The organism is Corynebacterium nasorum, from assembly GCF_022345765.1.
Classification (GTDB): domain Bacteria; phylum Actinomycetota; class Actinomycetes; order Mycobacteriales; family Mycobacteriaceae; genus Corynebacterium; species Corynebacterium kefirresidentii.
Window position 1 is genome coordinate 1 of sequence record NZ_JAKRDR010000007.1, and the last position, 14,489, is coordinate 14,489.

A 14,489-nucleotide genomic window follows, 5' to 3' on the forward strand; every position below is an offset into this window, starting at 1 on the left:
CGTTTGAGGAGTTGACTTCTACTGCGGTCGATGAGTTCGGTGAGGAGACTCCGGATGCTTCTTCGGATAATCCGAATGAGATTGCTGAGCACAAGGACATCGATGATGAGGATCAGACTGTAACTTCTAAGCAGACTCCGAAGATCAGCACGAATGCTGATTTTGAGGATGGTTCTCATGAGGTTGTTGCTGGTGCCAAGATTGTTGATGAGGTTTCCTACGAGGGTCTGGTTCCGGGCAAGGAATACACTCTGAAGGCTGAGCTCATTTCCAAGGCCGATGGCGAGACTGTCCTGGGCAAGGGTGAAGCTACCTTCACTCCGGAGAAGTCCGAAGGCAAGGAGCCTGTCACCATCACCGTCAACGATGATGTGACTGAGCCGGTTGAGGCTGCGGTTGCGTTTGAGGAGTTGACTTCTACTGCGGTCGATGAGTTCGGTGAGGAGACTCCGGATGCTTCTTCGGATAATCCGAATGAGATTGCTGAGCACAAGGACATCGATGATGAGGATCAGACTGTGACCTCCGAGGATGAGCCGGAGACCTCTGCTCCGGAGACCACCACCTCGAAGGAAGAAGTTCCGGGTACGCCTGGTGACGGCGACGAGACTTGTGAGTCTGAGGAGCCGGGTAACTCTGAGAGCGAGAAGCCTTCCGAGTCTGAGGAACCGTCTTCCTCTGAGTCCAGCGAGCCGTCTGAGTCTGAGTCTGTAGAGACCACGTCCTCTGAGGCTTCCGAGACCTCTGAGTCTGACGAGCCTTCGGATTGCGGTTCGACTACTCCGGAGAAGCCGGGCGAGCCTTCTGAGTCGACCGAGCCTAACGAACCGGGCACCCCTGGTGACAACGACGAGAAGGACACCCCGAAGGTTTCCACTAATGCGGACTTCGAGGGTGACCTGCGTGAGGTTGTTGCTGGTGCCAAGGTTGTGGACCAGGTTTCCTACGAGGGTCTGGTTCCGGGTAAGCAGTACACTCTGGATGCCCAGCTGATTTCCAAGGAAGACGGTAAGACTGTTCTGGGTGAGACCAAGGGTCACAAGTTCACTCCGGATGAGGCTAATGGCACTGAGGCTGTCACCATCGTTGTCGATGAGAAGGTAACTGAGCCGGTTGAGGCTGCGGTTGCTTTCGAGACGCTGACTTCCACTCAGGTGGATAAGCACGGTGAGGATAAGCCTGCCGATGAGGACAACCCGAATCCGGTTGGTGAGCACAAGGACATCAACGATGATGACCAGACTGTGACCTCCGAGGGCTCTGAGAAGACCCCGAAGATCACCACTAACGCTGACTTCGAGAAGGGTTCCCACGCAGTTATTGCTGGTGCCAAGATTGTTGATGAGGTGACCTACGAGGGTCTGGTTCCGGGTAAGGAATACACCCTGAAGGCTGAGCTCATTAACAAGAAAAATGGCAAGTCTGTTCTGGGTACCGGTGAGAAGACCTTCACTCCGGAGAAGTCCCACGGCATGGTCCCTGTGACCATTACCGTGAACGATGATGTGAAGGAGCCTGTCCAGGCTGCGGTTGCCTTCGAGGAGCTCACCTCCATCGAGGTCAACGACAAGGGTGAGGAGACTCCGGGTACTACTCCGGAGAAGCCGAACCACATCGCTGAGCATAAGGACATCGACGATGATGACCAGACCGTGATTTCCCACGAGGTTGAGGATCAGGACAATCCTGACGATGACACCTCCAACGGTGGATCCTCTAACGGTTCCTCCAAGGACAATAAGTGGTGGCTCATCCTGATTCCGGGCATCGGCTTGGGCAAGATCATCAAGGATCACTTCGACCACAAGGATCATGGCAACCACAACGGTGGCCACGGTGACAACACCAGCAGCCACAATGGCGGCCACGGTGACAACACCGGCAACCACAATGGTGGCAATGGTCACGAGGTCAAGGGTCAGGACGCTCCTAAGGGCGGCAACTCTGACAATGGAAACGGCCGCGGCGTCGAGGTCCAAGGTCAGGAACCTGAAGAGACTGGTAACGCACTGCCATCCAACGCCGAGCGCGTTGAGATTAAGTCCGTACCGTCCGGCGCAACCGAGCTTGAGCCGGGTATGCAGGATTACATCAAGTAGTCCATAAGCATCGGTGAGGCGGCCTGCGGGTCGCCCCACCGGGGTTGAGACTTAAACACCAAAAATCCCCTCCAGGGTGTGACTGCACACGCTGGAGGGGATTTGCATATAACCTGCACAGGGTAGACAAATCGAGGAAGTAGAGGAAGCTAGCTATGGGAAAGCACAGGGAGCCAGAGCAGCCGGAAGACAATGGAATGTCGCAGTTTCCGGCGAGTGGGGAAGAAGGGGGCGTCGGCAAGCGGGGCATGGGTCGTGGCAAGCTGATCGCTATTATCGCGGCCATCATTGTGGTGGCATTGGTCTTGTTGCAGGTAGTGCTGTACCTGGCGCGCGATGATGAGGATGAGGCCGGCTCGGCGCCGGAGACGGTGGCCAGCGAGAGCGCACAGGACTCTGCACCGAAGTCCGATGCTTTTGTGGATGATTCGGGCCAGCAGGAGCACGAGTATGAGGCCGCGCCTGGTGAATTCAAGGGCTTTGAAGGCATGTCCGTGGGCATCGATGGCGAGTACGCGGCCGTAGACCCCGTACAGGTCACGGACCAGGGCGTGCTGCTTCCGCCGCACGACGTCACCCGCGTGGGCTGGTACTCCGCCTCCGCAGTGCCGGGTGAGCCGGGCAATGTGGGCTCGAGTGTGATTACCGGCCACATTAACTACCAGGGCCAGGGCACCGGCTATGCGGAGAAGTTCACCAAGCTGAAGAAAGACCAGGAATTTACCGTGGTCATCGACGGCCAGGAGCGCACCTTCCGCGTGACCGAAGCACCGTACCGCCTGCCTAAGGGTTCCGGCTTCCCGGACGTGGTCAACGATAAGCAGGGTAAGAACCGCCTGGTTCTTATTACCTGCGGCGGCCAGTTCGTTGGCGGCGCGCTGGGTTATGAGGACAACATCATTACCGTGGCGGAGCCAGTCGGCGAGCCAGAGCAGCCCGCCGAGCAACCGGCGGGGGAGGCGCCGGCTGAAGCCCCAGCCGAGGCCCCGGCTGAGGCCCCTGCGGCCTAGGCGGAAGCCTTTCAGGCGCCCTGTGGAATTGCCCACAGGGCGCCTTTTCTTATCCGTGGCACCTGGCATGTGGGTAGTGGGGCTGGGGCCTAAATATGAAATAATTTAAGGCAGTAACCGCCGCTGCCTGCGGCTTAGAAGGAGCATTTTCATGGATAATCCAGGCGAGATCGCCGGTCATATTGGCACGCCGCTGACCAGCAATGCCACCAAGGTATTGCTGCTGGGCTCAGGCGAGCTGGGCAAGCAGCTGGCCATGTCCTTCCAGAACCTGGGCCTTGAGGTCCACGCGGTGGACTCGTATGCGGGCGCGCCGGCGCACCAGGTGGCGCAGTATAGCTACGTCGCCGATATCAAGGACGCCGGGCGCATCCTGCAGCTAGCGAAGGAGATTCGGCCGCATTTTGTGGTTCCGGAGGTAGAGACCGTAGCGGTAGAAGCGCTGGAAGAGATGGAAGCGCAGAGTGACGCCATCGTGGTCCCCTCGGCTCGCGCCTGCGCCATGACGCAGGATCGCCAGTGCGTGCGCGAGGTGGCCGAGAATATTGGATTGCCGGTCTCCGCGTATCGCTTTGCTAGCTCATTGGAGGAGCTAGAAGAAGCAGTCGGGGAGCTGGGCTTTCCGTGCATCATTAAGCCGGATGTCTCCACCTCCGGCAAGGGCCACATGATTGCCCGAGATGAGGACGATGTGCGTGTGGCCTGGGAGACCGTGCGGCGGGTGTCCTCGGACTCGCAGCGCGTGGTGGCCGAGCGTTTCGTGGACTTTGATCTTGAGGTCACCCTGCTAGCTATCCGCTCCATCGACCCGGCCACGGGCAAACTGGCCACGTGGTTTAGCGAGCCCATCGGACACCGCCACGAGCGCGGCGACCTCGTAGAGGAGTGGCAGCCTACTGGAATGAGCGAGATTGCGCTGGAAAATGCCCGCTCTGTGGCGGCGCGCATCTCCAATGAGCTGGGTGGTCGCGGCGTGTACTGCGTGGAGCTTTTTGTCGCCGGCGATGACGTGTACTTTTCCTCCGTCTCCCCGCGGCCCTCGGATACAGCGATGCTTACCGCCTACACGCAGCGCTTTTCCGAGTTTGACCTGCACGCGCGCGCGATTTTGGGCTACCCCATTGACGCCACCCTGGTCACCCCGGGTGCCAGCGTGGTCATCCACGCGGACGAGGAGCTGAATGAGGTGGCCTATACCGGCGTCGCCGCGGCCCTTAGCTATGCGGAGACGGACGTGAAACTCTTTGGCAAGCCGGGGGCCTACAAGGGCCGCCGCATGGGTTTGGTCTCTTCTACTGCAGAAAATGTGGAAGAAGCGCGCGACCGTGCGGCTCTAGCGGCACACAAGATCGAGGTGACCACCACGCCGGGTCTGCTGGCGCAAGGCGGCGCCCGCGGCATCGATCCAGAAACCGAGAATGTTCCCGATATTGAGGTCGTGGAGTACGAAGGCGGCGTGGAGCTCGATCCGAAGCTCGCCTCCGGCGTGGACGACGCCGACTAGGAGGCGGCCAGCTGTCCAAGCGTCTAGCTGGCGGGGCGCAGCATCGGCTGGTGGGGGACTCCTTCGTCGTCGAATAGCTCGCCTACCGGAGTAAAGCCAAAGCCGGCGTAATAGTCCACGAGGCCGGCCTGCGCCTCTAGGTAGAGCGGCTTGCCTGGGTGCATGCGGTCGCCTAGGTCGACGGCCGCCTGGAGAAGTTCGCGGCCGAGGCCCGTGCCGCGCGCGGCGGGCGCGAGCGCGAAGCGGCCGATTTGTGCGCCGGTGGCGTCGGCAAGCGCGGCGTCAGTAGGCGCAGCCGGAAAGACGCGGGCCGTGCCGAGCAATTCGTGGGAGTCCGTATCCCAGGCCAGCAGGTGCACGGTCTGGGGGTCGGCGTCGGTGGCGTCAATCTCGGCATACGGGCAGCGCTGCTCGTGCACAAAGACATCCACCCGCAGCTTGTAGAGCTGGTGGACGTCCAAGGCTGCCAGTTGACCCAAGGGCGCGGCGGAAATGAAATGCGGCATGGGCTAGGCCTGCGGACCGGCGTGCTTGACCATCTCGTCCCACTCGACGATCTTGATGCGCTCGCGGCCGTGCGGTTCACCGGCGGCGCGCTCCGCGGCATCCAGGCGGTGCCAGCCTTCCCAGGTGGTCACGGCGATATCGCGGGAAGCCAGGAAGTCCAGGATGTCCTGCGGATCGCGCTTGGTGGCAGGCTCCAAGTCACCGGCCTTGTAATCGGCGATGAGCATGGTGGTGGTGTCCTTGGCATCGGACTTGGTATTGCCAATCAGGCCTACTGGGCCGCGCTTAATCCAGCCGGTGGTGTAGAGGCCAGGCAGCTTTTCGCCGTCGACATTGGCCAGCACATGGCCGCCGTCGTTTGGCATGGTGGCCTTGGTCTCGTCGAAGGGCACACCGTCGACGGACTGTGGGTGGTAGCCCACCGCGCGGTAGACGGCCTGGACCGGCCACTCGGTGTACTTGCCGGTACCGGTTACGGTGCCATCGCCGTTGAGCTCAGTGCGCTCGGTCTTGATGGCGGTGACATGACCGTCTTCACCCAATACCTCTACCGGGGATTCGAAGAAGTGAATGTAGAGCTTGTGCGGGGCATCGCCCGGCTCGCGCATAGCGTAGGACTCTAGCGTCTGGCATACCAGGTCGGTGGACTTGGCGGCGCGGCGTGCCTCCTCGGAGGCGGCGTCATATTCGATGTCCTCGGGGTTGACAATGACCTCAATGGTCGGGGACTCGTCTAGCTCCTTGAGCTCCTTCGGCGTGTACTTGGCCTGTGCCGGGCCGCGGCGGCCGAAGACGTGGACCTCCTTGGCGCGGTTTTTCTTCAGCGCTGCGTAGACATTATCCGGGATCTCGGTAACGAGCAGCTCGTCGGCGGTCTTGGCCAAGATACGAGAGACGTCGAGGGAGACATTGCCCACGCCCACGACGGCGACGGATTCTGCGGAGAGATCCCAGTCGCGCTCGAAGTTGGGGTTGCCGTCATAAAAGCCTACGAACTCGCCCGCGCCGTGATTGCCCTTAAGATCCTCACCGGGGATGCCCATGCGCTTATCGGCGGTGGCGCCGGTGGCGAAGATGATGGCGTCGTAATACTCGCGCATCTCCTCGACGGTGATGTCCTTGCCCACCTCGATATTGCCCAGGAAGCGGATCTCTTCTTTTTCCATAACGTTGTGCAGGGACTGCACAATGCCCTTAATGCGCGGATGATCTGGTGCCACGCCGTAGCGGATCAAACCGAACGGCGTTGGCATCTTTTCAAAAAGATCGATCTGCACATCGAGGTCGGATTTCACTAGAAGGTCAGAGGCGTAAATGCCTGCCGGGCCGGAGCCGACCACGGCGACGCGCACTGGGTTAGTCATGTGCTTAGGGTGTCCTTTCTTTCGTTGTGCTGCATATTCTACGCGGTCACTATGCGATAAAAACCACAGCATTACTAACCCCAGTTTAGGGCGGTCACGATAGGGCATAGGAGGGGGTAAATCGCGTACAGTGGAAGAGTCACCGCGTGTTAATAACTGTGATGGAGGACATGAAGTTATGACACGCGTTAATTGTGTTCAAGTGACCGTGAATGAAAGGTAATTTGCATGTCTGCATCCCATTCCGCAGTTATCAGCACTATCGGCCGTGGCTTTGATGGCCTCGACGTGTCGGCCCTAGCCCAAGACTTGGGGGCGGAGTTCATCCGCCTCGAAGACTTTGACGCCACCGTCGCCGCTGTACTCGCTGAGGCGCCTGCTGCCGAGAACCTCGTGGCGCAGGGCACCGGCGATATCGCTTTTGATGCTGAGGTAGCTGCCGCCCTCGGCCTGCCTCTGGCCATCATTTCCGGCGCCCCGCAGCGCACCGGCGAACTGGCCCAGCAGAATGCGGAATCCTTGGGTGCCACCGTCGCTGGCATCTTCACCGATCTGGAGGCGGTTCCGGGCGCACTTGCCTCGCTTGGCGACGTCACCCCGGTCATGTCCGCAGACCTCTTCCAGAAGCAGCTCATTGACCAGGCCCGCGCGGCTGGCGCACACATCGTCTTGCCGGAAGGCGACGATGACCGCATCCTCGAAGCCGCTCATGTGCTGCTGCGCGATAAGGTTGCCAAGCTGACCATTCTGGGCAACGAGGCCGATATCAAGGCCCGCGCCGAAGAGCTCAAGCTCGATCTGGCTGGTGCCGAAATCATCAATCACCTCGAGTCCCCGCTGGCGGAGGAATTCGCCGCCGACTTTGCCGAGCTGCGCAAGAAGAAGGGCGTTACCCTCGAGCAGGCGCGCGAGACGATGCAGGATATCTCCTACTTCGCCACCATGATGGTCCACAAGGGCTTGGCCGATGGCATGGTCTCCGGCGCTGCTCACACCACCGCCCACACCATCAAGCCTTCCTTCCAGATCATCAAGACTAAGCCGAATGCTTCCGTCGTCTCCTCCATCTTCCTGATGGTCATGCGCGGCCGCCTGTGGGCCTTTGGTGACTGTGCCGTCAACCCGAACCCCACCGCCGAGCAGCTGGGTGAGATCGCGATTGTCTCCGCACAGACCGCTTCCCAGTTCGGCATCGACCCGCGCGTGGCCATGCTGTCCTACTCCTCCGGTACTTCCGGTTCCGGCCCGGACGTCGAGCGCGCCGTGGCCGCCGTAGAGGCCGCCAAGAAGCTGGATTCCTCCGTCAAGGTGGATGGTCCGCTGCAGTTCGATGCCGCCTGCGATCCAGGCGTTGCTGCGAAGAAGATGCCGAATTCTGAGGTTGCCGGACAGGCAAATGTTTTCGTCTTCCCGGACTTGGAGGCTGGCAATATTGGCTACAAGACGGCACAGCGCACCGGCGGCGCGCTCGCCGTGGGCCCGATTCTGCAGGGTCTGAACAAGCCGGTTAACGATTTGTCGCGTGGTGCGACCGTTCCGGACATCATCAACACCGTTGCAATCACCGCTATTCAGGCTGGAGAGAAATAAATGTCATACGTTCTGGTCCTTAACTCAGGTTCTTCCTCCGTTAAATTCCAGCTGGTCGATCCCGAATCCAGCGCCACGGATACCCCGTTGGTTTCTGGTTTGGTCGAGCAGGTTGGCGAGCCCCTCGGCGCTGTCACCGTGAAGACTGGTGGCGAGAAGTACAAGGAAGAGCTGGAAATCCCTACTCACTCCTTTGGCCTTGAGCGCGCTTTTGCCATCATGAGTAAGCACAACGTGGGCCCGACCGACGTGGATGTCATCGCCGTTGGCCACCGTGTCGTCCACGGCGGACGCCTCTTCTCCGAGCCGCAGCTCATCGTGGACCAGATCGAGTCCATGATTGAGGACCTCATCCCGCTGGCTCCACTGCACAACCCGGCTAACTTGGACGGCATCCGCGTGGCTCGCAAGATGCTGCCGGATATCCCGCACGTTGCCGTCTTCGATACCGCCTTCTTCAACACCCTGCCGCCGGCAGCCGCGCTGTATGCCATCAATAATGAGGTGGCATCCAAGTACGATATTCGCCGCTACGGCTTCCACGGCACATCCCACGAGTTCGTCTCTCAGCAGGTTCCAGGCCTGCTGGGCCGCGATCCGATGCACACCCACCAGATCACCCTTCACCTGGGCAACGGTGCCTCCGCTGCGGCCATCCGCAACGGCCGCGCCATTGATACCTCGATGGGCCTGACCCCGCTGGCCGGTTTGGCCATGGGTACCCGTTCTGGCGATATTGACCCAGGCATCATTTTCCACCTTGTCCGCCAAGCGGGCATGAGCGTAGATGAGATTGACAACCTGCTCAATAAGCAGTCCGGTGTCAAGGGCATCTCCGGTGTCAATGACTTCCGTACGCTGCGCGAGCGCATCGACAACGAGGACCAGGACGCGTGGCTGGCCTACAATATCTACATCCACCAGCTGCGCCGCTTCATCGGTTCCTACATGATTGCCTTGGGCCGCGTTGACGCAATCACCTTCACCGCTGGTGTGGGTGAAAACGATACCGAGGTGCGCCAGGATTCCCTGTACAACCTGGATATGTACGGCATCCACTTTGATAAGGAGCGCAACCTGGTCCGCTCCGACCAGCCGCGCATGATTTCCACTGAGGACTCCCCGGTTAAGGTCTTTGTCGTTCCGACCAATGAGGAGCTGGCTATCGCCCAGAAGTCTGCCGAAATCGCCGCTATGGCGCGCGAGGCTGGGCTCTACAAATAAGAAGGTTCCTCCCCGGCCAGTGAAAACGGCCGAGCAGTGAACAAGGGGGCGTGCGGTAAAGAAGACCGCACGCCCCCTTCTTTTGTTTTCTGCGCTGTGCGAGCAGATGCGAGCAGATGCAAGAACGCAAGCTAGAAGGTGGTCACGGGACGGACCTGGTTGGCAAGGTCCACGAGGGCGTAGCGGTGGCGACTAAACGGTGCCTGGCGGGCGAGGGCGCGGAGGGTCTCGGACAGGCCGGTGCGCAGGCCGCGTTGGGTGAAGGCGTATTCGAAAAGATCGTTGGGGGAGGCGGCATGGGAAAGATCCGCGTTGCGCAGGAAGTTTAGGCCGGCGGAGATGACGGCGATCTTAATCTGGAGGAAGCGCGGCTCGTTGGTGGGGACCTCTTCGAGGCGTCGGGCAGCGCGGCGGATGCGGGACTCGGAGAGATCGTGGACGATGAGCTGAAGGATCGTCGTCAAGCGGGCCATGCGGTAATGCCGCGAGGCATTAGGAACCTTGTCTAGTACGGTGACGGCGACCTCCACCTCTCCCTCGGAGCGCAGCTGGCGGCCGAGGCCAAAGGAGGAGGACACGGTCGTGGGGTTGGTGGACCACACGATTCCGTAGAGGCGCATGGAGTTAAACCGCAGGGCAGCGGGGTCTTGCGTGACGTGGTTCCAGATTTCTGGCTGGCCCTCAAAGGCGGAGTTGGGGAGATCGGCCAAGGTGGAATGCATATTGGAACAGGCCCGGGCCACCGTGGGATCAATGAGCGAGATATCGCTGTAGTCCAGCTGCTGCAGGATGAGTTCGTTGATGGCGGCGATGGCGAGTTTGGGTGCCGCCTCGCCCGGAAGGAGATCGAGGACGGCGGAGAAGTATTTCTGGGCGTCGCGGTAGTCATCGAGGAGCAGTTCCGTGATGCCGGCATACCACTGGAAGCGCCAGTCCCGGCCGAGGCGGTCTTCGATGGAGCTGAGCCACTGCCGCGCCTGGCCGGTATAGCCCAGGTCGATCATGGAGCGCACCACGCCGAGTGGAATTTCGGCCGAGTGCTCGTACTCGGGGGTCTGCATGGCCTGGCGGAGGGTTTCGAGGGCTTCTTGTGGCTCCGCGTAGGAAGCACCCTGCAGCAGGCCGGCGCCCACATCGTCGCGGTCTAGCAGCGGGGTGGGCAGGGCGGAGACTACCTCGGGGGCGGTGATCTGGACGGTGCGATCGATGCCGTCGATAAGCTGATCCGTGCGGAAAACCAAGTGCTTGGTGCCAAAGGTGGTACGTTGCGGCGAAAAGAGCGAGTGCTGGGAAGGATATTGCAGGCCGTCGCGGATGGCAATGACCTCGCGCAGCACGCCGTAGAGCTGGGTGCGCAGCTCCTTGATGGAGGTAAAGCGGCGCTCCGGATCCGGGTCCGTGGCGCGCTGTAGCAGGCGGTATAAGGACAAGAAACGGCGCAGTTCCGGCTCCTCGGTGGGGGTGGGGATACCTGGCAGATAAACGCCGTCTTCGGTAGGAAGCTTGAGGCACAGCGAGGCTAAGGTACGGCCGATGGTGTAGATATCGCTGGCGATGGAAGGCCCCTCGGTGGCGACTTCCGGGGCCTGATAGCCCTTGGTGCCGTAGATATAGCCAAAGGCGCCGATGCCGGAGACCGCGCCCAGGTCAATGAGTTTAACCTGGTCCTCGGTGACGATGATGTTATCGGGCTTTAAGTCGTTATAGACCACCCCGCGCGAATGCAGGTACTCCAGCGCGGGCAGGACTTCCAGGATATAAGCGATTGCGATATCGACCGGCAGTAGTTTGTCCGTCTGCTTTTTCCGCCTGTTTTTAAGCGACGGCCCGCCGACGTACTCCATGACAATAAAGCCGCCGGGTACCCGGGGGTCATCGATGAAGTTGAAAATCTTGACGATGCCCGGGTGGGTAATATCCGCGAGGAACTCGCGTTCTGCCACCGCAGCGGCGGTTTCATCGGCCGATTTTTGGGCCTGCATACCTTTGAGGACCACCACTCTTCCAGAAACAAAGTGGTCATTGGCCAGGTAAATCCAGCCCATGCCGCCATGGGCGATGACGCCCAAGATTTCATATTGGCCGGCCACCATGTCACCAGGCTGTAACTGCGGTGGCGGGATCTTTTTACCGGAGGATGCCTCGTGTGGGTCGATCAGGGCGTCGGTCGGCTCGGAGGGGGTGATAAACGGCAGCCGCACCATGCCATCGGCCACGCGGCGCTCGGTGCGGTGGGTGCCACGGCGCTCGCGGAAGGTATCGAGTGCGCGGCGGCGCGAGCGCTGCGAGGAGTCCTCCTGGGCCTGCTGGGCGCGCTGCTGTTCGCGCTTAGCCCGGATATTGTCTAGGTCCGCCAAGAGGCTAGAGATATGGTCCGGGTCGATGGAACCATCGCCATCCTCGTCATCGTCTGCGAAGGGATCGAAGGCTACCGCGGAGGTGCCGGTATCACCGTCTGCTTCATCCTCGTCAGCGAAGGGATCAAAGGCCACCGCCGCGGTTGCTTCCTCGTCTTCGTCCGCAAACGGGTCAAAAGCTACGGCTGCGGTGGCGGGGCCGTCGTCCGAGGGGGCATCGCCTAGCGCATCCGGCTCCTGCGCGGAATTGGTGGCATTGGTGGGCTGGCGGAAGGCACGCTGGGTATCAAGGTTTTCCGGCTCGATGTATTCGAGCTCATCATCGCTAAAGTTCGGGTTATGGCTCATGGTTTAGCCTCCTCCTCGATATACTTTCCGGCCGGCAGCGTGGGCTCTTCTAAGTAGGCACCGAGCCACTCCTCAAAAAGGGAAGACCACGTGCCATCGCGGCGTATGCGCTCTAGCGTGGAATTTATTTGGCGCAGCAGTGGGCGGGTGTCATGCTGCTTGCTGGGCAGGCGCACGGCCACGCCGTAGTTTTCGGTTTCCAGCGGTTCGCCCACGATGGAGGTATAGGAATCCTGGGCGGCCATGCCGGAGAGCAGGGCATCATCGACGACGATGCCATCGGCCTGGTTGAGCTGCAGTGCCATGAGGCAATCGCCCCAGGAACGGGTGACCAAGATATCGGCTTTCGGGGCGTGCTCGCGGATGGTATCGAGTGCGGTGGATTCGCCCACACCGCACAGCGTCTTCCCAGCGGTGTCCTTGATGGATTTGATGCCAGATTTGCTGAGCACCAGCATGCGGGTTTGGGTACGCATATAGGGGATGGAAAAGGCCACCTCCCGCTCTCGCTCCGGGCTAATAGTCATCGTGCGCACAATCATGTCCACCGCGCCGGAATTAAGGGCATCGACTCGGTTGGAGGATTCCACGAAGCGGAAGTCCACCTTATTGGGATCACCAAAAATATCGCGGGCAACCTCGCGGGCGATATCTACCTCGAAGCCGCGTACTTCACCCGAGGCGGCGTCGCGGTAACTCAGCAAGTTATTGGAACGGTCCACACCCACGATGAGCCGGCCGCGCTTGACGATGTCCGGCACCCGTTCTTTCGCTTTCTTGTCATCTGGGCGGTAGCTGCCTTTAATGTCTTCACCAGAGGCGCGGTGCGCGGGGGTGGTTCCTGCCTTTTCAATCTTTGCCCCATCTGGCAGCGGCGGGCCCGGCTTTGCGTCAAGGGCCTGCTCGGCGGGCGCCTCCAGTGGCGGGGTAGAGCGGACATCGCAGGAAGCCAGAGGCAGCGCGGCGCAGACGCAGGCAAGCGAAGCGAGGACGAGGCGTGGGCGGCGCATTAGAGGTACTCCTGCAATCGGGGACGGATGCCCAGCCACACGGCGATAATGGCGCATAAGGTCAGCAAGAATACGGCCGAGGACACCGCGGTCATGGCGGTCAGGCCGCGTTCCAGGTAGCTGCGCATAGCGACGCGCGCCTGACTAATGAGATCGGAGAGCTCCGCGTCGAGCTCGTCATAGGAACGCGCCGTGGTCATCTCACCGTCCTTGGGCTCGGTGGCCGTGGCCTGGTAGATGGCTTCATCATAGTCGCCGTCTTTCAGCGCGCCCATGAGCTTATCGTGGGTGCCACGCCACTGCTCGGCGGCCGCCCGGGCGCTGTGGATGAGTTCGGGGTCGGTGACCTCCACGTCCTCATCATTGAGGGCATCCTCATAATCCTGCAAGGCCATTTCGATGGAGTTAATCGAGCTGGAAAAGCGCACCATCGTATCCTCCTCGGAGGAACGCAGCACCAGCGCCAGGGTTTCAGAGGTGCGCGCCTGCTGCGCCTCAATACGCGAGGCCGTCAGCGAATCCCATGGGCGCGAGGCTGTCTCAAAGCCCTGGTGGCCGGTGGACCAGGTAGCGAGGTTGGATAGTGCTACCCAAGAAATGGCTAGGAAGAGCAGCACGCTGGCCGTCAAAAAGCCACGATTAAAACGCCGGCGGGTCTGGCGCCACAGCCACCACTGGGCCACAACGAGGAAAAAGAGCGCGGCAAAGAGGCCGGAGAGCGGCACCCACTGCGGCGAAGTGAGCTTTTGCTGCTGCTGGTTTACCTTGGCGGTGGTCAGTTGGAAAAGCTCGGAGGCGGCCGGCAGGATATGCTCGCGCATTAGTGCAGAGGCATTGGACATATAGGAGTTAGCTACCGCATTGCCCGCCCGGTGATTAGAACGGGCCTTTTCCACCATCGCGGTATAGACGGGCAGCTCGCGCTGGATAAAGGTCACCAGCTCGCGCACACGGCCATCTTCCTGTGTGGTACCCAGCACGGATTCGGTGGCTGCCACCGAAGCGGCATCAATAGCTTCGTTATAGCTATCGCGATTTTGCTCTGATTCCACACCGGCCTGTACGAAGCCGGTGGTGGCCACGGTATCGGCCACCGAAAGCGAACTATAAAGGTGGTGCGCCGCATTCGACATCGGTTCGGTAGTGCTTAGCAGCTCGTCCAAATCGGAGTGGCGGGCGGCGGAAGATTGGGACATCGATAAGCCGGCAGCGCCCAGGGCCACGGTGAGGATGAGCGTGACCGTAAAAAGCTTGCCCGGGGTGGTGGAGGCAAAGTAGTAAAAGCGGCGCATCAGGCGCGCCGGGCCTGCGAACCATTGCATGGCGCGGCTGCTGAGCCCGCTGAAGGCCGGGCCGGTGGGCGCGGTGACCTCATCGAGCCAGTGATCGCTCGGGTGAGCGTGCTCGTTGTGCACGCTTTCTGCCCGGACTGCCTGCTCGGTCATTAACTCAGAATAGCGTCCGCAGTGTGCTGGG

The 14,489-nt window shown here is 60.8% G+C and carries 10 protein-coding genes; 5 read left to right on the top strand and 5 right to left on the bottom strand.

Annotated elements, in window-relative coordinates; translation table 11 throughout:
- The 3 genes from MHK04_RS06540 to purT all read left to right on the top strand — a co-directional run.
- Positions 1-2,099: VaFE repeat-containing surface-anchored protein (locus MHK04_RS06540; protein WP_239227029.1), on the top strand; the 2,099-nt coding region annotated here is incomplete at its 5' end.
- Positions 2,100-2,254: 155 nt separating this feature from the next.
- Positions 2,255-3,109, top strand: coding sequence for a class F sortase (locus MHK04_RS06545; protein WP_239208113.1), 855 nt, complete (start codon positions 2,255-2,257; stop codon positions 3,107-3,109).
- A gap of 151 nt (positions 3,110-3,260) precedes the next feature.
- Positions 3,261-4,613: a formate-dependent phosphoribosylglycinamide formyltransferase gene (gene purT / locus MHK04_RS06550; RefSeq protein ID WP_239208112.1), complete on the top strand. Its 1,353-nt coding sequence runs from the start codon at positions 3,261-3,263 to the stop codon at positions 4,611-4,613.
- A gap of 23 nt (positions 4,614-4,636) precedes the next feature.
- On the opposite strand, the gene MHK04_RS06555 is transcribed toward purT, so the two are convergent.
- Positions 4,637-5,119 carry a GNAT family N-acetyltransferase gene (locus tag MHK04_RS06555; RefSeq protein ID WP_239208111.1) on the bottom strand — a complete coding sequence of 161 codons (483 nt, stop codon included), beginning with the start codon at positions 5,117-5,119 and terminating at the stop codon, positions 4,637-4,639.
- A 3-nt stretch (positions 5,120-5,122) separates the two neighbouring features.
- On the bottom strand, positions 5,123-6,484 hold the full coding sequence (locus MHK04_RS06560; protein WP_239208110.1) for an FAD-dependent oxidoreductase: 1,362 nt from the start codon (positions 6,482-6,484) through the stop codon (positions 5,123-5,125).
- 228 nt (positions 6,485-6,712) lie between these two features.
- Here MHK04_RS06560 and pta point away from each other — a divergent pair, with 228 nt between their 5' ends.
- Together pta and MHK04_RS06570 are read left to right on the top strand one after the other, a co-directional pair.
- Complete coding sequence (pta, locus tag MHK04_RS06565) at positions 6,713-8,074, top strand: phosphate acetyltransferase (RefSeq protein ID WP_239208109.1); 1,362 nt, start codon at positions 6,713-6,715, stop codon at positions 8,072-8,074.
- Entirely contained in the window at positions 8,075-9,298 is a 1,224-nt protein-coding gene (locus MHK04_RS06570; protein ID WP_239208108.1) for an acetate kinase, read from the top strand.
- 131 nt (positions 9,299-9,429) lie between these two features.
- Here the strand turns inward: MHK04_RS06570 and MHK04_RS06575 are convergent, their stop codons facing one another.
- Genes MHK04_RS06575 through MHK04_RS06585 form a run of 3 tightly spaced genes read right to left on the bottom strand, consistent with a single transcriptional unit; the run spans position 9,430 to position 14,458 of the window.
- Positions 9,430-12,003 (bottom strand): serine/threonine protein kinase, encoded by a 2,574-nt coding sequence (locus MHK04_RS06575; protein WP_239208107.1) that lies wholly within the window; start codon positions 12,001-12,003, stop codon positions 9,430-9,432.
- The gene (locus MHK04_RS06580) at positions 12,000-13,013 is read right to left on the bottom strand and encodes a glutamate ABC transporter substrate-binding protein (protein ID WP_023019976.1); all 1,014 of its coding nucleotides are present in this window, start codon (positions 13,011-13,013) and stop codon (positions 12,000-12,002) included. The genes MHK04_RS06575 and MHK04_RS06580 overlap by 4 nt, the downstream gene beginning before the upstream one ends.
- A complete protein-coding gene (locus tag MHK04_RS06585) occupies positions 13,013-14,458 on the bottom strand; it encodes a GlnX family signal transduction membrane protein (RefSeq protein WP_023019975.1) in 1,446 nt (481 codons plus the stop codon). Before MHK04_RS06585 ends, MHK04_RS06580 begins: the two co-directional genes overlap by 1 nt.
- Positions 14,459-14,489: the final 31 nt, after the last annotated feature.

What these genes read in the sequence shown, in the direction of transcription:
- MHK04_RS06555 (WP_239208111.1), bottom strand. Translation starts at nt 5,119, where the DNA reads ATGCCGCATTTCATTTCCGCCGCGCCCTTGGGTCAACTGGCAGCCTTG.
- pta (WP_239208109.1), top strand. Translation starts at nt 6,713, where the DNA reads ATGTCTGCATCCCATTCCGCAGTTATCAGCACTATCGGCCGTGGCTTT.
- MHK04_RS06585 (WP_023019975.1), bottom strand. Translation starts at nt 14,458, where the DNA reads ATGACCGAGCAGGCAGTCCGGGCAGAAAGCGTGCACAACGAGCACGCT.
- MHK04_RS06560 (WP_239208110.1), bottom strand. Translation starts at nt 6,484, where the DNA reads ATGACTAACCCAGTGCGCGTCGCCGTGGTCGGCTCCGGCCCGGCAGGC.
- MHK04_RS06545 (WP_239208113.1), top strand. Translation starts at nt 2,255, where the DNA reads ATGGGAAAGCACAGGGAGCCAGAGCAGCCGGAAGACAATGGAATGTCG.
- MHK04_RS06580 (WP_023019976.1), bottom strand. Translation starts at nt 13,013, where the DNA reads ATGCGCCGCCCACGCCTCGTCCTCGCTTCGCTTGCCTGCGTCTGCGCC.
- MHK04_RS06570 (WP_239208108.1), top strand. Translation starts at nt 8,075, where the DNA reads ATGTCATACGTTCTGGTCCTTAACTCAGGTTCTTCCTCCGTTAAATTC.
- purT (WP_239208112.1), top strand. Translation starts at nt 3,261, where the DNA reads ATGGATAATCCAGGCGAGATCGCCGGTCATATTGGCACGCCGCTGACC.
- MHK04_RS06575 (WP_239208107.1), bottom strand. Translation starts at nt 12,003, where the DNA reads ATGAGCCATAACCCGAACTTTAGCGATGATGAGCTCGAATACATCGAG.